General features: G+C 62.9%; 26 protein-coding genes, 2 tRNA genes and 2 pseudogenes. 12 read left to right on the top strand and 18 right to left on the bottom strand.

Annotation, left to right across the window (positions count from 1 at the left end):
• Window positions 1-9: 9 nt before the first annotated feature.
• The 4 genes and pseudogenes from ssuD (at window position 10) to ACWPWO_RS05610 (ending at window position 2,025) form a co-directional block, all read left to right on the top strand.
• Window positions 10-1,202, top strand: a pseudogene (gene ssuD / locus ACWPWO_RS05625) (FMNH2-dependent alkanesulfonate monooxygenase).
• Window positions 1,203-1,374: 172 nt separating this feature from the next.
• A tRNA-Arg gene (locus ACWPWO_RS05620) sits at window positions 1,375-1,451 on the top strand.
• A gap of 129 nt (window positions 1,452-1,580) precedes the next feature.
• Window positions 1,581-1,657, top strand: a tRNA-Arg gene (locus ACWPWO_RS05615).
• Window positions 1,630-2,025 (top strand): hypothetical protein, encoded by a 396-nt coding sequence (locus ACWPWO_RS05610; protein ID WP_454005076.1) that lies wholly within the window; start codon window positions 1,630-1,632, stop codon window positions 2,023-2,025. The genes ACWPWO_RS05615 and ACWPWO_RS05610 overlap by 28 nt, the downstream gene beginning before the upstream one ends.
• Window positions 2,026-2,069: 44 nt before the next feature.
• Here ACWPWO_RS05610 and ACWPWO_RS05605 read toward each other — a convergent pair whose 3' ends face one another.
• The 7 genes and pseudogenes from ACWPWO_RS05605 to hpsN all read right to left on the bottom strand — a co-directional run bounded on the left by ACWPWO_RS05605 (window position 2,070) and on the right by hpsN (window position 9,502).
• Window positions 2,070-3,506 carry an NAD(P)(+) transhydrogenase (Re/Si-specific) subunit beta gene (locus tag ACWPWO_RS05605; RefSeq protein ID WP_454005074.1) on the bottom strand — a complete coding sequence of 479 codons (1,437 nt, stop codon included), beginning with the start codon at window positions 3,504-3,506 and terminating at the stop codon, window positions 2,070-2,072.
• A complete protein-coding gene (locus tag ACWPWO_RS05600) occupies window positions 3,503-3,823 on the bottom strand; it encodes an NAD(P) transhydrogenase subunit alpha (protein WP_454005073.1) in 321 nt (106 codons plus the stop codon). The genes ACWPWO_RS05605 and ACWPWO_RS05600 overlap by 4 nt, the downstream gene beginning before the upstream one ends.
• 3 nt (window positions 3,824-3,826) lie before the next feature.
• Complete coding sequence (locus tag ACWPWO_RS05595) at window positions 3,827-4,945, bottom strand: NAD(P) transhydrogenase subunit alpha (RefSeq protein WP_454005071.1); 1,119 nt, start codon at window positions 4,943-4,945, stop codon at window positions 3,827-3,829.
• Between the two features lies 1 nt (window position 4,946).
• Window positions 4,947-5,960, bottom strand: a complete 1,014-nt coding sequence (locus ACWPWO_RS05590; RefSeq protein ID WP_454005069.1) for an alcohol dehydrogenase catalytic domain-containing protein — start codon at window positions 5,958-5,960, stop codon at window positions 4,947-4,949.
• Between the two features lie 9 nt (window positions 5,961-5,969).
• Window positions 5,970-7,349: an MFS transporter gene (locus tag ACWPWO_RS05585; RefSeq protein ID WP_454005067.1), complete on the bottom strand. Its 1,380-nt coding sequence runs from the start codon at window positions 7,347-7,349 to the stop codon at window positions 5,970-5,972.
• 54 nt (window positions 7,350-7,403) lie between these two features.
• Window positions 7,404-8,168, bottom strand: coding sequence for an SDR family NAD(P)-dependent oxidoreductase (locus ACWPWO_RS05580; RefSeq protein WP_454005065.1), 765 nt, complete (start codon window positions 8,166-8,168; stop codon window positions 7,404-7,406).
• A 21-nt stretch (window positions 8,169-8,189) separates the two neighbouring features.
• Window positions 8,190-9,502 (bottom strand): annotated as a pseudogene (gene hpsN, locus ACWPWO_RS05575) (sulfopropanediol 3-dehydrogenase).
• Window positions 9,503-9,671: 169 nt separating this feature from the next.
• On the opposite strand from hpsN, the gene ACWPWO_RS05570 reads away from it, so the two are divergent.
• The 4 genes from ACWPWO_RS05570 (at window position 9,672) to ACWPWO_RS05555 (ending at window position 14,925) form a co-directional block, all read left to right on the top strand.
• Window positions 9,672-10,679 (top strand): LacI family DNA-binding transcriptional regulator, encoded by a 1,008-nt coding sequence (locus tag ACWPWO_RS05570; protein WP_454005063.1) that lies wholly within the window; start codon window positions 9,672-9,674, stop codon window positions 10,677-10,679.
• Between the two features lie 502 nt (window positions 10,680-11,181).
• Window positions 11,182-12,231, top strand: coding sequence for an ABC transporter ATP-binding protein (locus ACWPWO_RS05565; protein WP_454005062.1), 1,050 nt, complete (start codon window positions 11,182-11,184; stop codon window positions 12,229-12,231).
• Window positions 12,232-12,236: 5 nt separating this feature from the next.
• A complete protein-coding gene (locus ACWPWO_RS05560; RefSeq protein WP_454005060.1) occupies window positions 12,237-13,904 on the top strand; it encodes an ABC transporter permease in 1,668 nt (555 codons plus the stop codon).
• 16 nt (window positions 13,905-13,920) lie between these two features.
• Window positions 13,921-14,925 carry an extracellular solute-binding protein gene (locus ACWPWO_RS05555; protein ID WP_454005058.1) on the top strand — a complete coding sequence of 335 codons (1,005 nt, stop codon included), beginning with the start codon at window positions 13,921-13,923 and terminating at the stop codon, window positions 14,923-14,925.
• A 67-nt stretch (window positions 14,926-14,992) separates the two neighbouring features.
• On the opposite strand, the gene ACWPWO_RS05550 is transcribed toward ACWPWO_RS05555, so the two are convergent.
• Complete coding sequence (locus ACWPWO_RS05550) at window positions 14,993-15,583, bottom strand: phenylacetic acid degradation protein PaaY (RefSeq protein WP_454005056.1); 591 nt, start codon at window positions 15,581-15,583, stop codon at window positions 14,993-14,995.
• Between the two features lie 116 nt (window positions 15,584-15,699).
• On the opposite strand from ACWPWO_RS05550, the gene ACWPWO_RS05545 reads away from it, so the two are divergent.
• Window positions 15,700-15,951 (top strand): hypothetical protein, encoded by a 252-nt coding sequence (locus tag ACWPWO_RS05545; protein WP_454005054.1) that lies wholly within the window; start codon window positions 15,700-15,702, stop codon window positions 15,949-15,951.
• A gap of 47 nt (window positions 15,952-15,998) precedes the next feature.
• Here the strand turns inward: ACWPWO_RS05545 and ACWPWO_RS05540 are convergent, their stop codons facing one another.
• Window positions 15,999-16,358, bottom strand: a complete 360-nt coding sequence (locus ACWPWO_RS05540; RefSeq protein ID WP_454005052.1) for a DUF4870 family protein — start codon at window positions 16,356-16,358, stop codon at window positions 15,999-16,001.
• Window positions 16,359-16,591: 233 nt separating this feature from the next.
• Between ACWPWO_RS05540 and ACWPWO_RS05535 the strand changes: the two genes are divergently transcribed.
• Complete coding sequence (locus tag ACWPWO_RS05535; RefSeq protein ID WP_454005050.1) at window positions 16,592-18,238, top strand: methyl-accepting chemotaxis protein; 1,647 nt, start codon at window positions 16,592-16,594, stop codon at window positions 18,236-18,238.
• Window positions 18,239-18,313: 75 nt separating this feature from the next.
• On the opposite strand, the gene ACWPWO_RS05530 is transcribed toward ACWPWO_RS05535, so the two are convergent.
• The 3 genes from ACWPWO_RS05530 to ACWPWO_RS05520 all read right to left on the bottom strand — a co-directional run bounded on the left by ACWPWO_RS05530 (window position 18,314) and on the right by ACWPWO_RS05520 (window position 20,046).
• On the bottom strand, window positions 18,314-19,231 hold the full coding sequence (locus tag ACWPWO_RS05530; RefSeq protein ID WP_454005048.1) for an SPFH domain-containing protein: 918 nt from the start codon (window positions 19,229-19,231) through the stop codon (window positions 18,314-18,316).
• Complete coding sequence (locus ACWPWO_RS05525; protein WP_454005046.1) at window positions 19,218-19,361, bottom strand: hypothetical protein; 144 nt, start codon at window positions 19,359-19,361, stop codon at window positions 19,218-19,220. The genes ACWPWO_RS05530 and ACWPWO_RS05525 overlap by 14 nt, the downstream gene beginning before the upstream one ends.
• 178 nt (window positions 19,362-19,539) lie before the next feature.
• A complete protein-coding gene (locus tag ACWPWO_RS05520) occupies window positions 19,540-20,046 on the bottom strand; it encodes a hypothetical protein (protein WP_454005044.1) in 507 nt (168 codons plus the stop codon).
• Between the two features lie 484 nt (window positions 20,047-20,530).
• On the opposite strand from ACWPWO_RS05520, the gene ACWPWO_RS05515 reads away from it, so the two are divergent.
• A complete protein-coding gene (locus ACWPWO_RS05515; protein ID WP_454005043.1) occupies window positions 20,531-20,911 on the top strand; it encodes a hypothetical protein in 381 nt (126 codons plus the stop codon).
• A 31-nt stretch (window positions 20,912-20,942) separates the two neighbouring features.
• Entirely contained in the window at window positions 20,943-21,614 is a 672-nt protein-coding gene (locus ACWPWO_RS05510) for an SOS response-associated peptidase (protein ID WP_454005041.1), read from the top strand.
• Window positions 21,615-21,647: 33 nt separating this feature from the next.
• Here the strand turns inward: ACWPWO_RS05510 and ACWPWO_RS05505 are convergent, their stop codons facing one another.
• The 6 genes from ACWPWO_RS05505 to ACWPWO_RS05480 all read right to left on the bottom strand — a co-directional run bounded on the left by ACWPWO_RS05505 (window position 21,648) and on the right by ACWPWO_RS05480 (window position 26,375).
• Window positions 21,648-22,484: a hypothetical protein gene (locus ACWPWO_RS05505; protein ID WP_454005039.1), complete on the bottom strand. Its 837-nt coding sequence runs from the start codon at window positions 22,482-22,484 to the stop codon at window positions 21,648-21,650.
• 643 nt (window positions 22,485-23,127) lie between these two features.
• The gene (locus ACWPWO_RS05500) at window positions 23,128-23,748 is read right to left on the bottom strand and encodes a transglycosylase SLT domain-containing protein (protein WP_454005038.1); all 621 of its coding nucleotides are present in this window, start codon (window positions 23,746-23,748) and stop codon (window positions 23,128-23,130) included.
• A gap of 1 nt (window position 23,749) precedes the next feature.
• Window positions 23,750-24,211: a hypothetical protein gene (locus tag ACWPWO_RS05495; RefSeq protein ID WP_454005036.1), complete on the bottom strand. Its 462-nt coding sequence runs from the start codon at window positions 24,209-24,211 to the stop codon at window positions 23,750-23,752.
• A gap of 50 nt (window positions 24,212-24,261) precedes the next feature.
• Window positions 24,262-25,617, bottom strand: coding sequence for a phage tail fiber protein (locus ACWPWO_RS05490; protein WP_454005034.1), 1,356 nt, complete (start codon window positions 25,615-25,617; stop codon window positions 24,262-24,264).
• Entirely contained in the window at window positions 25,604-25,816 is a 213-nt protein-coding gene (locus ACWPWO_RS05485) for a hypothetical protein (RefSeq protein ID WP_454005033.1), read from the bottom strand. Before ACWPWO_RS05485 ends, ACWPWO_RS05490 begins: the two co-directional genes overlap by 14 nt.
• Before the next feature lie 190 nt (window positions 25,817-26,006).
• Entirely contained in the window at window positions 26,007-26,375 is a 369-nt protein-coding gene (locus ACWPWO_RS05480) for a hypothetical protein (RefSeq protein ID WP_454005031.1), read from the bottom strand.
• Window position 26,376: the final 1 nt, after the last annotated feature.

Genomic DNA, 26,376 nt, shown 5'->3' with positions numbered 1-26,376 from the left:
GAGCCGCCCATGCGTCCCCGCATCGCCGCGTCCCTGACCTTTATCTGCCCAGGAGACCCCATGAGTTCCCAGCCGTTGTCCATTTTCTGGTTCCTGCCCACCCACGGCGACAGCCGCTTCCTGGGCACCGACAAGGGCGCCCGCCCCGTGGACCTGGCCTATCTGCAGCAGATCGCCCAGGCGGCCGACTCACTGGGCTATGAAGGCGTGCTGATCCCCACCGGCCGCTCCTGCGAAGATGCCTGGATCGTGGCGGCCTCCCTGGTCGCGAGCACGCAGCGCCTGAAGTTCCTGGTCGCGCTGCGGCCCGGCGTCATTTCCCCCACGGTGGCCGCCCGCCAGGCCGCCACGCTGGACCGTCTGTCAGGCGGGCGCGCCTTGTTCAATCTGGTGACCGGCGGCAATTCCGAGGAGCTGCGCGGCGACGGCGTGCACCTGGACCACGACGAGCGCTACGAGGCCGCCGCCGAGTTCACGCGCATCTGGCGGCACGTGCTGGAAGGCGAGACCGTGGATTACGACGGCCGCCACATCCAGGTCCAGGGAGCGCGCCTGCTGTATCCGCCTGTGCAGCAGCCGCGCCGCCCCTGTTCTTCGGCGGCTCCTCGGACGCCGCCCTGGAGCTGGCGGCCGAGCAGGTGGACATGTACCTGAGCTGGGGAGAGCCGCCCGCGCAGTTGAAGGAGAAAATCGAAACGGTGCGGACGCTGGCCCTGCGGCAGGGCCGGCGCCTGCGCTTTGGCATACGTCTGCACATCATCGTGCGCGACACCAACGAACACGCCTGGCAGGCGGCGCAGGAACTGATCAGCCATCTGGATGAAGACACCATCGCCCGCGCCCAGGCCTCTCTGGCGGACTACGACTCGGTGGGCCAGCAACGCATGCGCGCCCTGCACCAGGGCAGCCGCGAACGCCTCGAGGTCAGCCCCAACCTGTGGGCCGGCGTGGGCCTGGTACGTGGCGGCGCCGGCACGGCCCTGGTGGGCGATGGCCCCACCGTGGCGCGCCGCATGCAGGAATACGCCGAGCTGGGCATAGACACCTTCATCTTCTCGGGCTACCCGCATCTGGAAGAAAGCTACCGGGTGGCCGAGCTGCTGTTCCCGCACCTGAACCTGCAGGCGCCCCGCACGCGACTGCAGCCCACCGGGGAGATCATCGCCAACGACGTGCTGCCCGCGCCCGCCGCCACGCCGTGAACCGGAAGCCGCCGCGCCGCTGCACTTCGACATCACTTTCAGGCGCGGCTTCCGGGCCCGATAGAAATGGGCCGCGGCATGGACTGCTCTCGCGCTCCAGACATCACCATGAAAAAAATTACGAGCATTTCGTGACAAGCCCAAAAACCCGTGTTATAGTTCTACTTCTTTAGCGGCTGTAGCTCAGTTGGATAGAGTACTTGGCTACGAACCAAGGGGTCGTGGGTTCGAATCCTGCCAGCCGCGCCAGTTTCAAGAAATCTTCCCGCCAGGCGGGAAGATTTTTTTTGAAGCAGCAAGTCATCGACGACTATGTTCAACAGGCATGGTCGAACATAACTTGCAAAAACTTCAAGACGATATATAATATTCGTCTTTGCGGCTGTAGCTCAGTTGGATAGAGTACTTGGCTACGAACCAAGGGGTCGTGGGTTCGAATCCTGCCAGCCGCGCCAAATTCAAAAAACCGCGATGCGTCGGCATCGCGGATTTTTTTCGTCCGGCGCGCATTCTGCCTGCCGTCGTAGTGGCGCTGGCCGCCAAGGCCGTCGTCGCACAAGACATCAATCCGTCCACGCAACTGGCCCAGATGGGCGGAGCCATGCACGCCGCCGCCCAGATCTGCGGCGATTACACCGAGGCGCAACTGCAGGACATGAAGGCCAAGCAGAAAGAATCCATGAAAGACATGGGCCTGAGCGAAGCCGATTTCGACGCCGCCGTCCAGCAAGGGCTGGAGCGCGGCCGCCAGGATCTGGAAGGCGCCACCGAGGCGCAGCGCAAGCAGATGTGCGAACAACTGCGTTCCGGCCCCAAGTTCTGAGCGACCAGTACCCGGACCCGTCGGGTCCGGGATGGCCGCCTGGTTCACAAGGCCTTGACCATGTCCTCGATGGTCTTCTTGGCGTCGCCGAACACCATCATGGTCTTGTCCATGTAGAACAACTCATTGTCCAGGCCCGCATAGCCGGCCGCCATCGAACGCTTGTTCACGATCACCGTCCTGGCCTTGTACGCTTCCAGGATGGGCATGCCGGCAATCGGCGAGCCCGGGTCGTTCTTGGCGGCCGGATTGACCACGTCGTTGGCGCCCAGCACCAGCACCACATCGGTCTGGGCGAACTCGTTGTTGATGTCATCCATTTCGAAGACCTGCTCGTACGGCATCTCCGCCTCGGCAAGCAGCACATTCATGTGCCCGGGCATGCGGCCGGCCACGGGGTGGATGGCATAGCGCACCGTCACGCCCTGGCTGCTCAACTTGTCCGACAGTTCCTTGAGGGCAGGCTGGGCCCGGGCCACCGCCAGGCCGTAGCCGGGAACGATGATGACGGACTCCGCATTGCTCATCATGAAGGCGGCGTCCTCGGCGCTGCCTGACTTGACCGCGCGGCTGCCCTGCTCGGCCGATGCCTGCGCCCCCGGGGCGTTCGCCCCGAACCCGCCCAGCAGCACATTGAAGAATGCCCGGTTCATGGCCTTGCACATGATGTAGGACAGGATCGCGCCCGAGGCGCCCACCAGGGAGCCGGCGATGATCAGCATGGAATTGTTCAGGGAGAATCCGATCCCCGCGGCCGCCCAGCCCGAATAGCTGTTCAGCATGGACACCACCACCGGCATGTCGGCCCCGCCGATGGGAATGATGAGCATCACTCCCAGCAGGAAGGACAGGGCCAGCAGCACGCCGAAGGCCCACCACGCCTGCGTCGCGACGAACATCGCGCCGCAGGCCAGCGCCAGCAGCCCCAGCAGCAGATTCAGCAGATGCTGTCCCTTGAACGTGACCGGGGCGCCCTGGAAAAGGCGAAACTTGTACTTGCCCGACAGCTTGCCGAAGGCGATGACCGAGCCCGAAAAGGTGATCGCGCCCACCAGCGTCCCGAGAGCCAGCTCCAGCCTGTTGCCCATGGGCAAGACGGCGCCGGACGAGCCTATGCCGAAGGCCAGGGGCTCCAGGACGACGGCGACGGCGATGGCCACCGCGGCCAGGCCTATCATGCTGTGCATGAAAGCCACCAGCTCGGGCATCTTGGTCATCTGCACGCGGCGCGCCATGACGGCGCCCAGCAGCCCGCCCGCGGCCAGACCGACCAGAACCCTGAGCAGTCCCGGCACGGCTTGCCCCGGCGCGGACAGGCTCACGATCAGCACGGCGGTGGTCGCGATGGCCAGCGCCATGCCCAGCATGCCGAACGCGTTGCCGCGCCGCGAGGTCGCCGGATGGGACAGGCCCTTGAGCGCCTGTATGAAGCAGACCGAGGCCAGCAGATAGCACATGGTGACGGTATTCATGGAGATCATGGCCGCTCTCCTCGCGCAGCGTCCTTGCCGCCCTTCTTCTTGAACATCTCCAGCATGCGCCGGGTGACGAGGAAGCCGCCGAACACATTCACGGACGCCAGCGCCGTGGCGATGACGCCCATGGCTTGCGCCCAGGCGCTTTCGGTCAGCGCCGCAGCCAGCATGCCGCCCACGATGATGATGGCGGAGATGGCATTGGTGGCCGCCATCAAGGGCGTATGCAGGGCGGGCGTGACATTCCAGACCACGTGATAGCCCACATAGATGGCCAGCACGAAGATGATGAGATTGATGACTACGGGAGAAATGATGTCCATGGCTCAGGCTCTCGGCTGTGGAAAGAGACGTTGGCCGGCTCGCAGCACCCGGCTGGCCTCGATGATGTCGTCGCCCTCGGGAATGTGCAGCTCGTCCGACTGGTCCTGGAGCATCAGGCCCAGGAAGTTGCGGATGTTGCGGGCGTACAGGGCGGAAGCGTCCGCGGCCACGCGGGCCGGGAAATTGGTTTCCCCCACCAGGATCACGCCATGCCGCTGCACGATCTGGTCGGCGACGGTCAGGGCGCAATTGCCGCCGCGCGCGGCGGCCAGGTCCACGATCACCGACCCGGCGCGCATGGACCTCAGGACATCCTCCTCGATCAGGCGCGGCGCGGGCCGCCCCGGAATCAGGGCCGTGGTGATGATCACGTCGGCCTGGGCGCAGCGTTCCGCCACCACCCCGGCCTGCCGCTGCAGCCAGGAGGCCGGCATGGGCCGGGCGTAGCCTCCCGAACCCTGGGCCGCCTCGCGTTCCTCGTCGGTCTCGTAGGGCACGTCGATGAACTTCGCCCCCAGGGACTCGATCTGTTCGCGGGCCGCCGGCCGCACATCCGAGGCTTCCACCACGGCGCCCAGCCGGCGCGCGGCGGCGACCGCCTGCAGCCCCGCCACGCCCTCGCCCAGCACCACGACGCGCGCCGCCTTGGCGGTGCCGGCCGCCGTCATCATCATGGGGAAAAAGCGCGGATACAGGGTGGCGGCCTTGAGCACGGCGGCATAGCCCGCAATATTGGCCTGCGAAGAGAGCACATCCATGCTCTGCGCCCGCGTGGTCCTGGGTATCAGCTCCAGCGCGTAGGCCTCGCACCCCGAGGGCGCCAGCCTGTCCAGGCCTGGCGTATCGTAGGGGTCCAGCATGCCCACCACCACATGCCCGGCCCGCAGCCGCGCCGGGTCCAGGTCCTGCGCGCCGACCACCAGCAGCACCGTGGCCTGGTAAGGATCGCCGATGGTCGCCCCCGCCTGCTCGTAGTCCGCATCGGAGCAAGCGATTCCTTGCCCCGCCCCCGCCTCGACCACCACGTCGTGGCCCGCCTTGAGATAGCCCCTGACCGTCTCCGGCGTGGCGGCTACCCTGTTTTCCCCGGTCGCCCGGGGCGTGAACACACCCAGTCGCATCTCAGTCCTCCAGTTCCGGAACCAGCACCAGCTTTCCGGCGGCGATTGCTCCCGAATCCAAGGCCGCGAACGCCGCCGGGCCATCGACCAGGCTGCGTTGCTCGACCCAGCCCAGGTCGCCAAATGCGCCCTCGTGCAGGGCGGCCACCGTGGCCTGCATGTCGGCCATGGTGTAGATGTACGATCCCAGCAGCGTGATCTCGGCCAGGGTCAGTTTGCGCATGTCGATCTCGCTGGCCCAGTCCTGCAGGCCGATATGGACGACCGTTCCGCCCGGCCGCACCCCGTCGAGCGCCAGGGCGCGGGTAGGCGCTGCGCCCACGGCGTCGACCACCAGCTCGAACCGGGCGCTGCGGGCGGGATCGCTGATGGGATCATACACCTCGCAAGCCGCATGCCGGGCGGCGGACTGGCGGCGCAGCGGGTTGGTCTCGGCCAGCACGACCCGCCTGCAGCCGTACGAGCGCAGCAGCAGGGCCGTCAGCAAGCCGATGGCGCCCGCCCCGATCACCAGGGCGCCAACCTCGGGCAGTGGGCGGCTCAAGCTCCTCATGGCCAGATTGCCGGCGTGCAGCGCGGTAGCGGCCGGTTCGGCCAGGGCCGCCGCCAGATCGCTCATGCCTTCGGGCAGCCCGATGAGGCAGGACGCCGGGATGGCCATGAACTGGGCGAAGGCGCCGGGCCGGGACATGCCCACCATGCCGCGGTCCTGGCACAGATTGTCCCGGCCGGCCACGCAGTAGGGGCACGCGCCGCAGGCGATGGACGGATTGGCCGTCACGCGCTGGCCGGGCCTGAACAAGGGCGAGGCGCTTTCCTGCACCACGCCCGCCAGTTCATGCCCCAGCACCAGGCCCGGCTGGCGGCGGGGATCCTTGCCATGGTAGGCGTGCATGTCCGAGCCGCAGATCCCGGCGGCCGTGATGCGCAGGATCACTTCCCCGTCCCGCAGCTCCGGATAGGCAATGTCCTGCAGGCTGATGTGATTGGCTCGTGTATAGACCAGTGCTTTCATCTCGGCTCCTCAATGGCGTGAAGGGGAATAGGCGGTACGCAGCGCCTGTCCGAGCAAGGCCGCTGCCGCGGCTGCAGTGTCTTCCTCGGGGGCGGGCTGTCGGGATATCCAGATCGTGCAGGCCGTGCTGACAAGGCCGACCGCCAGCACATAGGTGCACAGGAACCAGGGTTCGCCTGCGTTCCAGTCGGTCAGCAAGGTGGCGATGATGGGCGTGAGACCGCCCGCCAGCACGCCCGCCACCTGGTACACGAAGGAAATGCCGGTATAGCGCACCGAGGCGTCGAAGCAGGAAGCGAAGAACGAGGACATGGTGCCGAATACGGCGGCATGGAAGATGCCGAAGGGGATGATGATCGCCGCCCATACCAGGTAGACGTTCCCGCCGCTGTTGTGCATCACGTAGAACGACGGAAAAATGGACAGGGCGGCCAGCAAGGCTCCTGTCCCATAGACGCGGGCCTTGCCGACGCGGTCGGCCATCGCTCCCCAGAAGGGGATGAAGGCCGTCATCAGCAAGGCGCCGAACATGATGCCCATCAGTACCGGAGTGCGCTCGAAATGCAGCTGGCGGGTCAGGTAATTCAAGGAGAACACGCCCAGCACATTGAAGAACACGCCGTCGATCATGCGCGCGCCCATGCAGGCCAGCACCATGCGCGGATAGCGCCGCAAGGTGCTCATGATGGGAATGTCGCGCCGGGGAGCGGCGGCCGCCGTACGCTGCGCGCTCTTGAAATCCTCCGTCTCGCTCACATGGCTGCGGATGTAGCCGCCCACCAGCACCATGACGCCGCTGAGCAGGAAGGCGATGCGCCAGCCCCATGCCATGAACTGCTCCTCGCTCAAGGCCCAGGACAACAGCCCCACCACGCCGGAAGCGCCCACCAGACCCAGCGACATCCCCGTCTGGGGCAGGCTGCCGAAAAATCCCCGTCTATGCGGCGGCGCCGATTCATAGGTCATCAATACCGCGCCGCCCCACTCGCCGCCCAGACCGATGCCCTGGACGATGCGGCACAACAAGAGCAGGACGGGCGCGGCGAGGCCGATCTGCGCATAGGTCGGGATCAGGCCTATGGCCACCGTGGCCCCGCCCATCAGCAACAAGGTCAGCATCAGCATCTTCTTGCGCCCCAGGGTGTCGCCGAAGTGTCCGAATACAATGCCGCCTATGGGCCTGGCGACAAAACCCAGGGCAAACGTGCCGTAGGCCAGCAAGGTGGCCACGAAAGCGTCGTCGCCCGGAAAATACAGCTTATCCAGCACCAGGCCGGCCACCACGCCGTACAGGAAAAAGTCATACCACTCGATGACCGATCCCAGCACGCTTGAAATAGAAGCCCGCCGCAGGTTGCCCCGCTTGGCGCCGTCAGTATCCTGTTTCATGTCCAGTCTCCTCCAGTTTTCTGGATGGTTTTGTGAATTCGATGCGGCATCACGCTACTTGGCCGTGTAGCCTCCATCGACCATCAGCACTTGTCCGGTCACGTAGGCCGAAGCCTGGCTGGCCAGGAAAACGGCCGGACCATGCAGATCGCTCAGCTCGCCATTGCGGCCGATGCACGTATTGCGTGCATGCCGGTCGGCCAGTTCCTGGTTCTGGAAGACGGCGGCCGTCAGCGGAGTGGGAAAAAAGCCCGGCCCCAGGGCATTGCAAGTGATTCCGCTGCCCGACCAGCGCTGAGCGATGGCCCGGGTCAGCTGTGCAATGCCGCCTTTGCCGGCGCCATAGGGGGCGCTGTCGGCGAAGGCCCGATAAGTCTGCAGCGAAGCCAGATTGATGATGCGGCCCCAGGCGCGCGCCTGCATGAAAGGCGCCAGGGCCTGTGTCAGAAAGAACGGCGCCTTCAGGTGCAGGTCCAGTTGCCTGTCCCAGCTCTCGGGCGTGACGTCCTCGAAAGCCTCGCGCAGATTGACCCCCGCCGCGTTCACCAGGATGTCGATGCCAGGGCCCCCTGACTCGAGCTCATGGGCCTGCCGCCTCAGAGCCGCGACATCGCACAGGTCGCAGACCGCATAGGAGGCGGCCACCCCCTGCCGCCGCAACTGCTCGGCGGCGCTTTTCAGCTCCGGTTCGCGCCGCGCCATCAGCACCACGGCGGCGCCCGCCTCTCCCAGGGCCCGGGCAATGCCCAGCCCTATGCCCGAGTTCCCTCCGGTCACCAGCGCGGTACGCCCGCTCAGGTCAAACAAGGTCATCTTCATGTCTGCCTCCCGGATCCCGGCCTAGACCGTCACCGCCTGGCCCAGCTCGAACTGCTCATGAGCGAAATACTTGGCCAGCCTATCGTCGGCGGTGCGCGCATGCGCTTCCATGCCCTCCAGCCGCGAAATGCGCGCCGTCACCTGCGCCACCTGGCGCACGGCTTCCCTGTCCATGCGCTGCCAGGTCAGCGTCTTCATGAACTTGTGCACGGACAGCCCTCCCGAATAGCGCGCCGCGCCCTTGGTGGGCAGGACGTGGTTGGGACCGCTGCACTTGTCGCCGAAAGCCACGGTGGCCTCCTCTCCCAGGAACAGCGAACCATAGCAGCTCAGGTTCTCCAGCCACCAGTCCAGGTCCCGGGCCTGCACTTCCAGGTGTTCCGAAGCATAGCGGTCCGATACCTGCGCCACCTCCTCGCGGGAGTCGCAGACAATGACTTCGCCATAGTCCCTCCAGGCCGCGCCTGCCGCGTCCCGCGCGATGGGCGACAGGTCCTCGATCAGGCGGGGCACCAGGGCCATGACTTCGCGCGCCAGCGACTCGGACGTGGTGAAGAGCCAGGCCGGAGATTCATGCCCATGCTCGGCCTGGCCCACCAGATCGCTGGCGACGATGGCCGGATCGGCGCTGTCGTCGGCAATCACCGCCACCTCGGAGGGGCCCGCGAACACATCGATTCCCACGCGGCCGAACAAGGAGCGCTTGGCTTCGGCCACGAACTTGCTGCCCGGCCCCACCACCACATCCGCGGCCTTGCCGGTGAACAGGCCGTACGCCATGGAAGCGATGGCCTGCACGCCGCCCAGCGTCATGATGTCGTCGGCGCCGGCGGACTTGAAGGCATACAGCACGTAGGGATGCATGGCGCCGCCCGGAACGGGCTGGAGCAGGCGACGATGTGCCCTACTCCCGCCGCCTTGGCCGTGGCCACGCCCATATAGGCGGACGCGATGTGCGCGTAGCGTCCCGCAGGGGCGTAGCAGCCCACGGCGTTGACGGGAATGACGCGCTGGCCGGCGCGCACGCCCGAGGGCAGCGTCACCGAGAATTCCCGCAGGGAATCGCGCTGCGCCAGGGCGAAGTCGTGGACCTGCCGCGCCGCGAAGTCGATGTCGCGGCGGATGTCGGCGGGCACGTCGCGGATGGCCGCATCGATCTGCGCCTCGCTCATCACGATGTCGCCCGTCCACTTGTCCAGCGCGCGAGCGTAGTCGCGCACCGCCGCCTCGCCACGAAGCTCGATATTCTCCAGCATCTCCTGCACCACGGCGCGCGCCGTCCCCGTTTCCGTCTCGGGTGTCTTGCTGGCTTGCTTCAGATAAATAATGGCCATGTTTCGTCTCCAATGTATGCGCTTACATTTCAAAGCCAAAAAAACGATCCGCGCATTGAATCGCTTTTCGGGAAGAAGGCATTGGGTTGCGCCGGCCTAGGGACATGCCCCGAATGGCCCCGCGCCTGCGGCTTGCTATGATGGACCGGTTCCACTCTCGCGGATACCCATGAAATCCAGAACTCGCATCATCGATGTGGCTTTGCGCGCCGGCGTATCGGTCGCCACGGTGTCGCGCGCCTTCGCCAGGCCCGACATGGTCCGGCCTGAAACCCGCGAACGCATCCAGCGCGCCGCCCAGGAACTGGACTATGTGATGGACGGGGCGGCCCGCGCCCTGGCTCTGGGACGGGCGCGCACGGTGGGCGCCGTGGTGCCCACCCTGGACAACGCCGTCTTCGCCCAGGCCGTGCACGGCCTGCAGACCGTGCTGAACCGCTCGGGCTACCAGTTGCTGATCGCCGCGCACGAATATGACCTGGACCAGGAAAGCCGGCAGATCCGGGCCCTGGTGGAAAGCGCTGCCGAAGCGCTGGTCGTGGTGGGCGCCGAGCATGCGGAATCGGCCTGGCAGTTCATCCGGCAAAGCCGCATCCCGCTGCTGATCGCCTGGTCGTCCCACGATCGCCTGCCGTACATAGGTTTTGACAACGAGCGCATAGGCCGCCTGGCCGCCGAGCACCTGCTGGAGCTGGGCCATCGCCATTTCGGCATCATCACCGGACACAGGGCGAACAACGACCGGACGCGTGCGCGCTGCCGGGGCTTCCTGCATGCGCTGCGCCGGGCCGGCATCGCTGAATCGGCCTGTCCCATCAGCGAGCAGACGTTCAGCTTCGAAGGAGGCCGGCAAGGTCTTCATGCCCTGCTGCACTCTGGCGGCCCCGCCGTGACCGGCGTCTTCTGCGGCAACGATGTTCTGGCCATGGGCTGCCTGTTCGAGGCCCAGGATCTGGGCTTGGATGTGCCGGGCCGGCTGTCCATCGTCGGCTGCGACGGCCTGCCCATTGTCTCGCAGATGCATCCCTCCATCACCACGATAGACCTGCCCACGCTGGCCTTGGGCCAGGCCTGCGCCAAGGCCTTGCTGGACTGGCTGGAGCACGACCGCGCCCCTGCCTCGGTGACGTTCGACATCCAGCTTCGCCAAGGGCAGACCAGCGCCATGGCGCCTTGAGGCGGCTTCGCAGGGGGCCGGCATACAGTACGACAAAGACATATTCATGGCGCGTACCAACAGAAGGAGTTCATGGTTCGCAATGGGCCGTCACGCTCCCGCCTGGATTCCAATGCGACAGCACGACAGCAATTCAACTAAATGATATATATCACTTAGCTCTTTTACAAGCTTCTTTTTTGCACATTTCATGCCGCGCCGATCCGGCCAGGGCAGGCGCGAACAGGCGCCGCGACTTGGCAAATCAGCATGAACGGCCGCTGCCGGCGCGTACGCTTCATAATTGAAGTTCAAAACGTCAGCCTGCTGCTAAAATAGGCAACCTTATATATAACTTGTCATCAATTTGTAATAATGCCCCGAGCACATGCCGGGGCCTTGACTTCGCCGTCTCCCGGCTCGCGCCGCTTCCCGCCGGAAAGCGGCTTTTTTCAGCCGGCGGCTCCCGCGAATCCGGAGCGCGGCGCATGTCCACTCATCAGTCCCGGACTGGTCTATACCCATGGCAGAAATCAATATCGACCGCGTGGTCAAGCGCTACGGCAGCAACACCATCATCAATCAGCTCAGCCTGCAGATCGGGCACGGCGAATTCTTCACCTTGCTGGGTCCCAGCGGCTGCGGCAAGACCACCCTGCTGCGCATGATCGCCGGCTTCATCACGCCAGATGAAGGCCGCCTGTTCCTGGACAAGGAAGACATCACCCATCTGCCCGCCCACAAGCGCGAGACCGGCATGGTGTTCCAGGACTACGCCCTGTTTCCCGACAAGACGGTGTTCGACAACGTGGCCTACGGCCTGCGGGTACGCAAGAAAAGCAGCAGCGAGATCCAGACCAAGGTCAAGCACATCCTGGAACGCGTGGAGCTGGGCAATCTGGGCAAGCGCTATCCGGGCGAGCTGTCCGGCGGCCAGCGCCAGCGCGTGGCGCTGGCGCGCGCCCTGGTGATCGAACCGCGCGTGCTGCTGATGGACGAGCCCCTGTCCAACCTGGACGCCAAGCTGCGCATCCAGATGCGCCAGGTGATCCGCGAGCTGCAACAGGAGGCCAACATCACGGCCATCTTCGTGACGCACGACCAGGAAGAAGCCCTGTCCATGTCGGACCGCATCGCGCTGCTGCGCCAGGGCCGCATCGATCAGCTGGACACGCCCGAAGGCCTGTACTCCAGCCCGCGCACGGCCTATGCCGCGGACTTCATCGGCGCCGCCAACCTGATCGACACCCTGGGCGTGCACACCGAATCGGGCCGGACCACGGTGAGCATCGCCGGCGGCCACCTGGTGCTGAACACCACCCCGACCAGCGCCAAAGTGCTGTTGGCGGCGCGTCCCGAGAACATCCGCCTGAGCACGCAGCCCCAGCAGGGCGGCGTCCCCGCCCAGGTCGTGGGCCGCCAGTACCTGGGCATGAAGACCGCCTACAGCCTTCGCCTGAACGACGGCAAGCACATCAATGCCGACGTGCCCGCCGCCCAGGACCCGCGCCTTCAGCCGGGCACCACGGTCAGCCTGAGCTTCAGCCCCGACTGCCGCCTGGTCGAGGCCTGAACGCCATGAGCATCGCTGCAAAGCCTTTCGGCTCCCGTTCGCCCTGGTTCCTGCCCGCGCTGGTCTGCGTGGCCGTGCTGCTGTTCTGGGTCGTGTGGCCGCTGGCCTCCCTGTTCTACCAGAGCGTGACCGACCCCGTCACCGGCCTGCCCAGCCTGCACGGCTTCCGTACCTTCTTCGAGGAGCCGCGCTATGTCGAGGCCTTCTTCAACACCGTCAAGCTGGGCGCCATCTCCACCGTGGGCACCCTGCTGCTGGGCGCGCCCCTGGCCTATGTGGTGGCGCGCTACGATTTCCCCGGCAAGGGCGTCGTCGCCATCCTGCCGCTGACCACCATCGTGCTGCCCGACATCGTCGTCTCCCAGGCCTGGCTGATGCTGCTGGGCAACAACGGCGTGGTGCGCCTGGCGCTGGAGAGCATAGGCGTGGACCTGCCCAGCTTCTACGGCTGGTTCGGCATGTCCTACGTGCTGATCCTGAATGACTACACCTATGTGTACATCGGCATGCTGGCCGCCCTGAAGGCCGTGGACGGCACCATAGAAGAAGCCGCGGTGAACCTGGGCGCCAGCAGCCTCAAGCGCGCGCTCAGCGTGACCTTTCCGGTGCTGATGCCCGCCCTGCTGGTCAATGCCATGATCGTCTTCACCCTGGCGGTGGACAATTTCTCCATTCCCATGATCCTGGGCGGACAGGTGGACGTGCTTTCCTCCCTGACCTACACCACCTTCCTGTCCGAGATGAGCGGCAATCCCACCATGCAGGGCGTGCTGGCGGTGGTCTCGGTGGTGCTGGTGGGCGCGGTGCTGTTCATCCAGAAGCGCGTGGTCGAACGCAAGACCTACCACATGCAGCAAGGCCGCGCCCCGCGTCCGGTGCGCGCGCAAGGCCTGTCCGCGGTGCTGCTGACCGTGGGCGCCGTGCTGTTCGTGACCTTTTCGCTGATCCCCGCCTTCATCGTGATCCTGGGCGCCTTCACCAAGGCCAGCGGCCCGGTGATGCAGTACGGCACCTTCACGCTGGACAATATGGAGCGGGCCCTGCGCTACGCGCCCGAGCCCATCCTGAACTCGCTGATGCTGGCCAGCATCGCCAGCGTGGCCGGCACCTGCTTTGCCACCGTGGCCAGCTACCTGATCGTCAAGAAGCGCCTGTTCATGGTGACGGCGCTGGACTACATGGTGATGCTGCCCCTGGCCATTTCCGGCACGGTGCTGGGCATCGCCCTGATCCAGACCTACAACAGCGGCATGCTGGTGCTGACCGGCACCTGGGTCATCATGGCCGGCGCCTATTTCGTGCGCAAGGTGCCCTTCTCCATCCGTTCGGCCTCGGCCTCGCTCTACAGCATCCCCGACTCCATCGAGGAGGCTTCGATCAATCTGGGCGTGTCGCCCTTTCGCAGCTTCTTCAAGGTGGTGCTGCCCCTGATGAAGCCCGCCATCCTGGGCGCGGCCATCCTGATGTGGGTGACCTCCCTGGCCGAGATCTCCGCCACCATCGTGCTGTACTACGGCGGCATGGAGACCATGCCCATCCAGATGTTCCGCCAGATCGACGCCGGGTTCCTGGCCCGCGCCTCGGCCTACGGCGTCATCCTGATGGTCGTGATCCTGGTGCCTATCTACCTGGCAGTCCGTTTCCTCAAGCTGGATCTGTTTTCCAGCCGCTAACTTTCAAAGGCTCACTATGCTGACTCAACGTTTCCTGAAAACCGGTCTGGCCCTGTCGCTGAGCGCCGGCGCCCTGGCCCTGTCGGGCGCCGCCCAGGCCGCCAATGTGGTGATGTACACCCCCAACAACGTGCAGACCATCGACACCGCCCTGGAGATCGCCCGCAAGACGGCCTCCGACCTGTCCATCCAGCAGGTGACTTCCGGCGCCGGCGCCCTGATGAAGCGCATCGAGGCCGAAGCGCAGAACCCGCTGGGCGACGTGGTGTGGGGCGCCGCCTACGGCACCATGGCCGCCTTCCAGCAGAACTTCGAACCCTACGAATCGCCCGAAGCCAAGCAGATCCCCGAGCAGTTCCACGGCAAGGACAATCTGTGGACGAGCTCCAACGCGCACGTCATGGTGATCATGGTCAACGAGCGCCAGCTGAAAGGCCAGGCCGCTCCCAAGACCTGGAAGGACCTGTTCGACGAGCAATGGAAAGACAGGATCATGATCGGCGATCCCGCCTCCTCGGGCAGCGCCTATGACCAGGTCTACGGCATCTACCAGCTCTACGGCGACGAAGGCCTGCAGAAACTGGCCGCCAACGTGATCGTCTCCAAGAGCTCGGGCCAGGTCTACAAGAGCGTGGCCAACGGCGAGTACCCGCTGGGCGTGACCATGGAATACGCCGCCTACTCCTACGTGGCCGGCGGCCAGAAAGGCATCGGACTGGTCTACCCCGAAGACGGCACCTTCATCGCCCCCGAGGCCGTGGCCGTGATCCGCAATCCCAAGAACGGACAGGAAGCCGCCCGCAAGCTGGTGGACGTGCTGCTGTCCAAGGAAGTCCAGGAAGCCGAGCTGGTGGAGAATTTCCGCCGCCCCACCCGCAGCGACATCAACGTGGCCGAGCTGACCAAGCTGCCCAACCTGGACCAGATCAAGGTGGCCGCGGTCGATCCGCTGAAGGCCGCCGCCGAGTACGACACCGTCATCGAGGCCTGGAAGAAAGCCCTGGCCGCCGCCGGCAAGTAAACCGGCCCTGCCGCACCCGAAAAGCCCTGCCCCGTGATGCGGCGGGGCTTTTTTCGTTGTCATGCTGTCAATCCTGCGGATAGATCTGATCGTCGCGCAGGCGCGGACGGTCCGGCTCCACCTCGGTCAGGGGCTGGACGCGCTGCATGCTCGCCAGGGAGCGCTGCGCCAGGCGCTGGTACATGCGCGTGCCGAAATGCTTGCCGGCTATGGCGGCCGGGTCCAGTTCCTTGACCACGCGGGCGGGCGAGCCGGCCACCAGGCTGCGCGGCAGCACGGCCATGCCTTTCTTGACGAAGGCCATGGCGCCGATGATGCTGTCCGCGCCGATGTCCGCGCCGTCCATGACCACCGCATTCATGCCCACCAGCACGTTGCGCCCGATCACGCAGCCATGCAGCACGGCGCCATGGCCCACATGGCCGTCTTCGTGCACCACCGTGTCCTGCTCGGGCGTGCCGTGGATGACGCAGGTGTCCTGGATGTTGGAGCCCGCCTTCATGATGATGCGGCCGAAATCGCCCCGCAGGCTGGCCAGCGGTCCGACATACACGCCTTCGCCGATGATCACGTCGCCGATCAGCACCGCCGTGGGATGCACGTACGCCGTGGGATGGACGACCGGCACCAGGCCGTCGATGGAATAAATGTTCTGCATGCCTGTCTCTCTGTTTTTCTGGAGCCGGCCGGGCGACAGGCCCGGCGGAAACTGGGATCATAGTCCCTCCGGGCCGATATAATGCGCCCTCCCCCTCCACTTTCCATTGTGTGCACATGTTGTACTACTGGATCGCCTTTGCGGTGGGCATGCTGTTCTATGCCGCCTACCTGTCCCAGCCCATGCTGGTCTCCCTGGGCATGGCCTACATGAAAGACAGCCAGAAGTCGCCGTCGCTGCCATGGCTGTTCGCCCGCCTGCTCGGCGTCATTGCACGCCTGCTGCCCGCGCTGCTGATGAGGCCCGTGCCGCTCCTGCTATGGATGGGCGGTCTGGGACTGACCGTCTACCAGGCCTTTTCCCTGTGAACAACAAAGCCCGCTTCAAGCGGGCTTTGTTTTCGATGCGGATCACATCAGGCAATGGGCTTGCCGTCATTCAGGGCCAGCAGGCCCTTGACCAGGCGATAGACGATCCAGATTCCGACGATCCAGATCGTGACGAAGCCGATGGCCACCAACATCAGCAGGAATGAGGCGCACACGCCGACCAAGCCTATCCAGAAGGTGTTGATCTGCCAGGTGAAGTGGGACTCCAGATACGTGCCGCGCACCTCGTCGCGCTTGAGGTAATTCATGATGATGGCCACCACGGAGGTGATGCCTCCGAAGATGGACAGTATGTACAGCGCATAGATGATCGGTGTCAGGTTGCGCAGGCTGACCAGTTGTTCCGTGCCGTCCCGTTGCGGCTGTGGACTGAGATCGCTACTCATGAGGCATGGGCTCCCTTGAAGCACATCGAAGGACGCTGCCGGGCCCCTGCCCGGCTTCCTGAAGTGTACCGCAGCCGCTCATGGGCGGGACGCCAGGAACGCCCCAGGCCCAATTGCAGCAAGTACATACCTGAAGCTTGCCAATTCAACTATTAGCCGGTTCAGCCACGCCACTACAATTTCCATCAGGGAAAACCCTGAAAAACTTTTGCCTCGAGCACACAGGAAAAAACATGACTTGGCTTACCGGCCTTACCGTCAGAACCAAATTAATTGGTTCTTTTTTGATCGTCGCCGCCATCGCCGCCATCATCGGCGCCGTGGGGTTCCGGGCGACGGCCCATGTCAACACCATGGCCGCCGCCATGCACGATGTCGAGCTTGCGGGGCTGGACCACGCCGCGACGACCTCGACCACGCTGGTGGCTGCCGGGCGCTCCATACGCTCGGCCCTGCTGGTGCGCACCGTGCAGGAACGGAACAAGGAGCTTGAAAAACTCGATGAACGCATCGCCAAGGTCAAGGCCGAGCTGGACGTGCTGGACGATCTGTTCGTCACCGCCGCCGGCCGGGAAATGATAAGCCGGGCTCGCTCGGCCACGCATGCCTATGAAGCGGGGCTGGCCAAGGTCGTGGCGGCCCTGAAGACGGAGCAGCCCGGCGAGCCTGGGCAGTCCACTCTGGTCGCGCTGGAGCAGACCCGGCTGCTGGGCGATGCCGCCGAGAATCTGGTGCGCGAAATGGTATTCATGAAACGCCAGAACGCACAGCGGTTCGCCAACGAGATCGCCAATGTCTACACCGACACCGTCACCACCCTGAGCGTCATGACCATTGCGGGCGTGCTGATGGCCCTGGTGCTGGGCTGGCTGCTGACGCGCAGCCTGACGCGTCAATTGGGAGGCGAGCCCGCCCAGGTCGCCGCGATCGCCAGCGCGATCGCCCAGGGCGATCTGACCGGCCGCATCGACGCCGGGGCCGCGGCGCCGGGCAGCGTGATGCTGGCCATGCACACCATGCAGCAATCCTTGCGCAAACTGGTGGCTTCCGTGCTCGCCAGCAGCGACAGCATCGCCAGCGGCGCCACCCAGATTGCCGCCGGCAACACCGACCTGTCGCGGCGCACCGAGGAACAGGCGGCAAATCTGACGGAAACGGCCGCCGCCATGGAGGAGCTGGCCAGCACGGTGCAAAGCAATGCCGACGCGGCCCAGCAGGCGGCGCAACGCGCGGCGAGCGCCAGCGTCTCGGCTTCCCGGGGCGGTGAAGTGGTCAGCGACGTCGTCGCGACCATGGCCGGCATCAACGATTCATCCAAGCGCATCGTCGACATCATAGGCGTGATCGACAGCATCGCCTTTCAAACGAATATCCTGGCCTTGAACGCGGCTGTCGAAGCCGCCCGGGCCGGAGAGCAAGGTCGCGGCTTTGCCGTGGTGGCCGGGGAAGTGCGCAGCCTGGCGCAGAAAAGCGCCTCGGCGGCCAAGGACATCAAGAGCTTGATCGACGACAGCGTGATCAGAGTGGAGACGGGCAGCAGGCTGGTCGACTCCGCCGGGGAAGTCATGCAGGGCATCGTCAAAGAGGTGCAGCACGTCACTGAACTGATGAGCGAGATCAGCGCCGCGACCAAGGAGCAGACCACCGGCCTGGCTCAGATCAACGAGGCCGTGCTGCAACTGAGCGATGCTACGCAGCAGAACGCCGCCCTGGTGGAAGAGTCGGCAACCGCCTCACACAGCCTCAGCGAACAGGCCGGCATGCTGGTCGATACGGTCAGCAGCTTCAAGGTGGAGCCGCGCGAAAAACAGCCAGGGGTCTTCACCGCCGCGCAGCGGCCCCCGGCGATTTCCTACGCCGATCGCAGGCTTGAAAGCTGAACTACATCCTTGCTACACAGCCGTCCCGGCGGGACGGCTGCAAGCCAGGCTCAAGCAAAAAAAAAACCGCAGCGCTCAACGCAGACCGATGAATGGCAGCGCCGAACCGGGAACCAGGCTTTCGGGCAGCTTGCCGTCCCACTTCTCCACGGCATTGAGATTGACCAGGTTGGTGTTCTGGGCCAGCGCCTGCGCCTTGGCGCGAATGGCTTCGGCCTCGGCTTCGCCGCGCAGCTTGATGCCTTCGGCCTCCGCCATGTAGCGCTCGCGCTGGGCGCGAGCCTCGGCTTCGGCCTGCACCACCTTGATCTCGGCCTGGATGGACGCCGTCTCCTTCTGCTGGCGCGTGGTCTCGATCTGCACCTGGGCCAGCATGCGGTTCTCGATGGACTGCTCGTAGGCTTGCGAGAACGACACCTCCTCGACCTGCACCCCCATCATCTGCAAGGGCGCATTTTCCAGGGACAGCCGCATGGCGTCGTTGATGTCGCCGCCCAGCTTCTCACGGTTCTGGATGGACTGCGCCGCCGTGTACTTGCCGAACACATTCTTGATCACGTCCAGCGCCTTGCGCTCCAGCAGGCGCGCCTCCAGTGCTTCCAGCGAGCCATATTCGGAATACAACTGGGCCACGTCGTCTTCCGGCACCCGGTAGGTCACGGAGGCGACCATGGACGCTGACTGCTGATCGAAACTGTAGGCTTCCAGTTGCATGCGCACCGTATGGTCGCGCACCGAGATCTTGCGCACGGTATCGAAGAACGGCACCTTGAAATCCAGGCCTGGGTTGGCCACCCGCACCAGCTTGCCGTTGCGCAGCACCACGCCGCGCTCGCCCTGGTCCACCTGCAGGAAGGAGCCCATCGAGGCGACCAGCAGAATCAGGAAGAGAACAACCACGGCCGCCAGAAACCAGAGCCCTTTGGAGCGCGAGGCGACCGCGCCCGCCGCGCCGTCGGCCTTGGCGGCAAAAGGATTTTTATTGGTGCTCATCGCGGCCTCCGTCAGGAGGCAGCTTCGCGGGGCCCCTGGCCTGGCGGCGTTCCACCAGGACCTGGCGCACGCCTTTCGCGATCAGGTAGGCCAGCACGGCGGCTCCCACCACAATCAAGATATAACGCATGACGCTTTCTCTTCCACATGTTTTGAAACAGTGGGCAATTATCCACGATCCAGCGTTTGAAGTAAGAGAAAAAAGCGTCAAAACATGTCAACAGGCTCTTTTTGAACACATTTCCAGAAAGAAGGGCCTTGAGGCCGGCAAATGCCGGACGCCCCGCCGAGAGCCAGGCCCGGCGGCCTTATTCGATGGAAGACAGCGCCGTATTGAGTTCCGCCAGACGCGGCTGCACCAGCGGCACGTCCGCGCGCGTGGACACCACCATCAGGATGTGGTTCTTGCTGTCCTGGAATGTGCGCATGATCTGCTCCAGCTCCGCCGTCGAATATTGGCGCGCATTGTCCAGCAGGCTCCGCTCCAGCTCGTCCAGGTGATCGTAGAGCTTGTCCAGTTCCTCGCGCTCCTGGATGTACAGGCGCGTGAGCAGGATGCGGTCGCCTACCCGCGCCCATTGGTCCACGCTGGCGAAGCCGTGCTTCTGGGCCAGGCGGTTCAGTTGCAGGTAAAGTTCCGAGCCGCGTTCTATATGTCCCACGTACAGCGCCTCGGGCACGCCATCAGGCGCGCTGTCCTCCCAGAACTGCTCGCCGCGATCCACCGTCTGCAGCAGGGGCAGCATGTCATCCAGGCTCTGGACATAGCGTGCCACCACGTTGCCATCCAGCTCGACCTGAGGCGAAGCCGCCATCAGGGGAAGGCTGAAAAAGGCAAAACCGCAAATGCACAGTATTTTTCTGATCATCGCTCGCTCTGGAAGATAAGGCCGCATTCTTGAACGACAGGGAACATGATCATCCAATTGTAAACAGAGCCGCGCTTTTCATTGCTTGTCTCTGCACCAATAAACAACACTGGTTAACGATGATTGCGCAAGGCTCGCAAAACAAAAAACCCGCTAAACGAGTTAGCGGGTTTTTGTGCGGCCTTAAAGACCAAGCTGGCGGAGACGGAGGGATTCGAACCCTAGGCAAGGGGAACATAGGGGATGATAGGGCGGAAAAACAACGACTTACGCTCTTTTCTAGGCCCTGAACGCCCCCGCATTCCCCTTCATGGTCAGTGAAATGGTCAGTTAGCGCCCGCCTTTTGGCGGGCTTTTTTGCGTCTGTAACCGATACAGCCCAAGCTCAACAAGCGTGGTATTTTACTGTTTTTTATACAGCAAAATTGCCATGAAACCGCAAGACATCAAGGAAGCGGTCAGGGGCCTGGACCCGCTGACCGACGAGGAGCTGCGAAGGCTATGGGTTTCTGCGCCCTATCCCGAGGTGCGCCGGCTCATGTGGGAGATTCGGCGACTGCAGGAAACCATAAACTGCAACCATGAGACGCTGATGAATATTGCCTGCGGATACTCAATGGTGCTGTCCTATGTTGACAAAACAGCTGTAGAGCTGGTGTCTGAGCCGTGCGTGCGGCGCCGCGTTCAAGAGCAGGTGGCCCAGGCGATGTTAGAGCGGCCGAACTACAGCCACCCGCTGAATGAGATCGAGGATTACAAAAAGTGGCTGCAAGCAGAGATCGACGCCGCTCAAGCCCGAAGAGGGGTATAAAGGCAGTTCATCCCATATGCAGAGGTGACGTATGTGCGGACGCATCAGGCAGGCCCGTGAGCCTGTTGAATATGAAGAGTCGATGAACTGGAATCCGCGGGACTTAGGCAAATTGACCGATGGCCTGAAATACAACGTGCCACCCGGCACGCGGCCGCTCGTCATGCACCAGCTCGGCGACGGCCAGGACCAGATCGACAGACTCTTCTGGGGCTACAAGCCGGCCTGGTACAAGCGGACGCCCGTCATCAATGCCCGCCTCGACACGATCCTGAAGAAGTCCCCGATGTGGCGGGCCCTGCTCAGCCGACGCGTGTTGGTACCGGCGGACGGCTGGTTCGAGTGGACCGGCGAGGTCGGCGACAAACAGCCATGGTTTATCCGCCCCAAGGATGGCAAGCCGATTTACATGGCAGCCATCACCGCGTGGACCCCAGGCAAAGACGAGGACGTGGAGCACGGGTTTGCCATCGTGACAGACGACAGCGCGGGTGGAATGCTCGATGTGCACGACCGTCGCCCCATCGTGCTGGCGCCAGATGCTGCGCAAGAGTGGGCGTCGCGAGATACCAGTATAGATGCAGCGCTGGAACTGCTCAGCACGGCTCGACCTGAATCTGCATTCCAGTGGCACCCGGTCACGCGGCAAATGGGGGATGCGCGGTACCAAGCACCAAATACCGACCAGGTGAGCTTGATCTAATTGCAACTAAAACTGCTTAACTTTTTTCACAGACTATGACTGCCTTGCTGCCCAGGCCAGTTCGACCATCTCCGGCGTATTGGCCGCCTGTAATTCTCTTAACGCATTATCGGAGTACCGAGGATGATTTTGAGAACCAAATTTAAAGACCATCATATTTTCTTCATTTTCATCAATCTTCAAATAGTCCCTAAGAGCCTTACAGCGCGCAGAACTCAACCCTAATTTGATTGCAAGGTCTTGTCGACTAATATAATATTTTTTCTGAAGATCAACCTCTCTTATTGCCGCTGCCGCGCTTGGATCATCACCTGATATATATCTTACCGGCGCACCTTCTTTTTTACTAAAATGAACTCTTATAGTTGGCCCTTCACCCGAAACGTTGCTAGCAAGTGTCATTAGTCGCGGAAACACGCTCTCAATCTCAACACCATTTTTTATAGCCCTTTCAATACGATCAATATCCCTTTCAGATACCGCAATTTCATTTGTGACATGCGCCTCCATTGCCAGCAATGTTCTAATTCTACCTCTTGCCTCATCGCGAGACCTCTTATTTGGCGCTAAAAGCTCGACAATTTGTGAATATTCACGATCCACTAGAAGTTCAAAGTCGGTAATAGGTTGAGTAGACAGTGGCAATACCCGTAAAGGTAAAATATTGGCTAAACAATCCTCAAAGTGTAGCTGCAAAATCTCATCAACAGTCGTAATTAATGCCCTTGCATTTATAAACAACGCATCTTCTGGAACCACAATCATCCAATGCTGCGCCGCATCTCGCATTGCATCAATCGACCGAATAGCCCCGGCTTGCGCCGAGTTTATATAACCTGATGACGAGCTTATATTTAAGGCCTTCTCCAACCCTATAGAAGTTCCTTTTTCCTTATCAAAAACTTGTTTATTTTTTGAACAAGGAGAGCTTTTATTAGCATTTCACTACAATGCTGCATATGCAAGAGGACAGATTCAGTGCGCCCCTGATCATCATGCCCATTAAAAACCTCAAGGCCCCGCCTCAAAGAAGCCATTGCCTTCTGCTTCAACGTGCGCGCATCACGCTTTAGCTTCATCTCCCCTCCTTACCGGTAGCTTTCCCTGATTTTAAAATTGAGCATACATCAAAGCATAAAACTCAGCTACCTGCACAAATTGAGCTATATTTTTTATTATGCCTCAAAATCTGCTGATTTAACTGCCTCGACGTTTGATACACTTCCTCCTCTGAATCGTAGTAAATCGGTTGAGTCAGATCACAAAAGCTACCGCCGCGGACCGCGCACCCAGTCACGCTTAAGCTCATCAGCAATAGCGCCATCAGACATGGACGATGTTTCATTCTCAATAGCACGCGCTTTCTCCCAGGCGTCTTTCTCCGCCTCATGTTGTTCCTGTTTCGCCTGCCTTCTGCCCTGGCGCCGCCCGACCTGCAGCAGCGCCAGAGCGGCCAGGACCAGGCCGCCCAGCAGGCCCAGCCAACCTGCGACTCGTTCCCATAGCTTCGTTATCACACGCCCTCCCATAGAAATTGCGCCTGGCGCCCGCGCTCCAGCTTGGCCAGCACCTTGGCCGCCGCTTCGACATTTGTGATCCGGCTATCCTTGTTGGCATCCAGTCCCGCGTTCTGGCGGTACGTCGTGGGCCGGCTGGACTGGCCCCACAGCGTCCAGTCGTCGGGCTTGCCGATGCCAGCAGGCCAGAGGATCGCCATGTACACGTCGGCCAGCGTGTGCAGACGGCCTTTGTATGGCAGAAAGTAGGCCAGCACCCATTCCAGCTGCTGCTCGGCCGTCATCGCTGCCAGCGCGTCTGTGGTCGTGCCCAGGCCCCGGGCCGTCGACGGCATGAACTGAATCAGCCCTATGGCGCCACTGCCCGCAGCGTTTCGGATATCCGGCCTGAACGTCTCGGCCGACTCGAACGCCATGCAGGCCATCAGATAGTCCGGTTCGACGCCCAGGATCTGGCAGATCTCGAACAGCCGATCCCGGAACGCCGCGCTGACTTTCTGGCCCCAGGCCAGCCGGCGCAGGGGCTTAGGCTCGGCTGGCGCTGGCGCGGGCTCCGCTTTCTTCGGACGAAAAAAAAGGGCCAGCAGGCCCAGGATCACGTCGATCAGTTTTTGCATATCACTTCCCCAGAATCTTTCCCTTCATTTCAGCAACCCAGTTTGGGATGCCCTGCTCCTGCATGCGCTGTGCCCACCGGACCCAGGCTCCGAGGATCCACCACGCTGGTAGGCCCGCGATCAGCATGCACGGCCCCATGACGTAGAGCATGCCGACCAGGCGGTGCATGTTCTCGGCAATGCCCATGTGCGCCGCAAGGAGAACGGCATACTCCAGCAATGCAGGGCGCCACGTGATAATCCAGACCGCCAGCAGCGGCCCAAAAATGAATGAGCTCAGCGTCGTGCACACCGTGCGCGCGATGAACTCCGCCGCAGTGCGTGGCGGCATTACTAGCATGCCAATGATGGCCGCCAGCGCCGCGGGCGCCCCGAACGCGATGGCCACCTTGGCCGCTGCCCAACCTGCACCTGCTCCGCTTGTTGGTTCCACTCTCTTCCCCTTTGCATAAACGGTCGGCATGGCTGTCTCCCGTGAAGCGCCGCGCTCGCGGCAGACGTAAAAAAAGCCGCTTACGCGACTGGCTGTTCCTCGGTTTCATCATCGAGCTCCGGCTCATCCGGATACAGGCTCGGATCCTCAGCAAACCGCAGGCTGATGAATCGCCCCTCCAGAATGTCCACCGGCTCGCCGGCTTCGGCGCGCCCTGTGCTGTAGTCCGGCGTCGTCGTCGTGATCGTGAGCGTGCGCTCGCCAGGGTCTTCCTCGTAGTCCATGTGGAAATAGATGTTCCCATTCCGGTCTCTGGGAGTCTCGATGTACCAGCCATCGCGGCTCAGCAGCGGGACGTTGCGCAGCACGTAATGCCCCACCCCGACATGCTCGAGCACAGCATCCTGGATTTCCAGGTGATCGGACCGCTCTATACGGTCGGCGTAGAGCTGGACAATGGGCGAGGCGCGTTTGATGAACCCGTTGCTGTCGACTGTCGTATTCGCGGAATGCCATAGCTTGCACGCATCACGCCACGTCTCGCCCGCCGTATTCCACCCATGCATATAGAAATCGTCGCTATAGGGTGCCGCGGAAATCCTGATCCCCCCTCTTGTTGACGAATACTGCATGTCGAAAAAGAACGAGCCGCCGCCAAAACTCACAGGTGCAGTGCTGTAGTAGAAGCCGGTAGGGTTGTTGCCAGCACGGCCGGCAGGAGGCGAGGACGAACTGCCGCCCAGGCCAAACTCCCCCACCCGCAAATACTCGCGCCACGCAGAATACACTCCGGCAGTGCGAGCCCGTACAATTAGCTGACCATACCCCCACACTACTATCTGGCCGCCTGCGGTTCCGGCTTGGCGGTGCCATATTACTGTATTGTTGCTACCAATCTCTGGAGGTCGATCTGCAATACTCGGCGGCAGCAAATAAACACCAGAAGGTACGTTCAGGTCATTCAAGGAGGCGGATGGCCACACATCATAGCTGCCTAGTGCCCCAGTGCTCCCCAGGCCAAATGATCGGCCAACGGCAAGGAGCTTCCCGGCAGTTGCGTCGTTAGGGCTTGACTGCACATTCAGATCGAGTCCGTACGGTGACAGCGCCTTCGTTTTGCTGGTGCGCGCCACCGCCTCAGCATCTGTTGCCAGGCCGTACTCATTGAGCAATTGCGCAGCACGATCGGCCAGCTCCTTCACGTAACCCTGCATCGGTGCTAGCGCATACTGCTGTCCGGTGGCGGTCGTGCCGCGGTAGGGTTTCGTCAGCGTCAGCGACGTGTTCGATGCGATGTTCAGCACCTCATACAAACGGCCATCCGGCGCAACAAACGCCTCCCCCCTACGCGCGCCGGCGAGCCACTGCGTTCCGACACCAGTCACGGTGGCGCTGTTCGCGGTGACGTTGACCGTCCCTGTGTCATACCATGCCATTGGCGCCCTCCTGTTCGTCCTGATGCTCCTGGGCAGCCAGCTGGACGGGTTCGCCTGGCGAGTCCACGTCGGCCCGCTGCTGCACGCCGGCGGCAAGGATGTCGATCAGGCTGCGGATCATGCCGGCGGCGAGCTCGGGCGTGATGCGGTTGCCCATGTTGTTCTCGAAAACCTGGGCGATGGAGTGATGGATGTTCATGATTTCCCCATAAAAAAAGCCGCTTTACGCGGCTGGATACTTTTCTTTGACGGTCCGGCATTGGGCTACCCATCGCTCAACATCGGGCGGTAGTCGTTCACCCTGCTCTTGCAGGTGGCGAGCCAACTTGTAGACCGCATCGAGCTGGTCCCCAATGTCGGGGTATTCCGCCCGACGCTTCTGGTGGTAGTCAGACTGGTGGTGGATTTTCAACGGTGTACCTCCCATCAAGATACGGCCAGCGCGTGACCGTGATTTCGTAAGTGCCGGGGTACTGAAAAGACAACTCCACATCCCCGCCCTCTTCGCACTCGTACTGCTCGCCTTCAATGATGATGGTGCTGCCGGGTCGGACGCCACGGAGCGTAAGCCCGTCCACCATAACGGGGCACGCCTGGCGCTGGCGCGCCTCGCCACCGTAGAACCACCATGAGTCGTCAAGCTGCCCTTCTGCCCATTGCCCAGGCCAGCTCTGCAAAGTAGGCTGCACAACGAACATATCGGGCCCCGAAACAACGGCATGAAATCGTCCCTCGTTGAACAATGAAACTGTTCTCATC

Source organism: Alcaligenes sp. Marseille-Q7550 (genome assembly GCF_965112015.1).
Note: the sequence above shows the minus strand (reverse complement) of the source record. Positions and strands in the feature narration are given on the sequence as shown.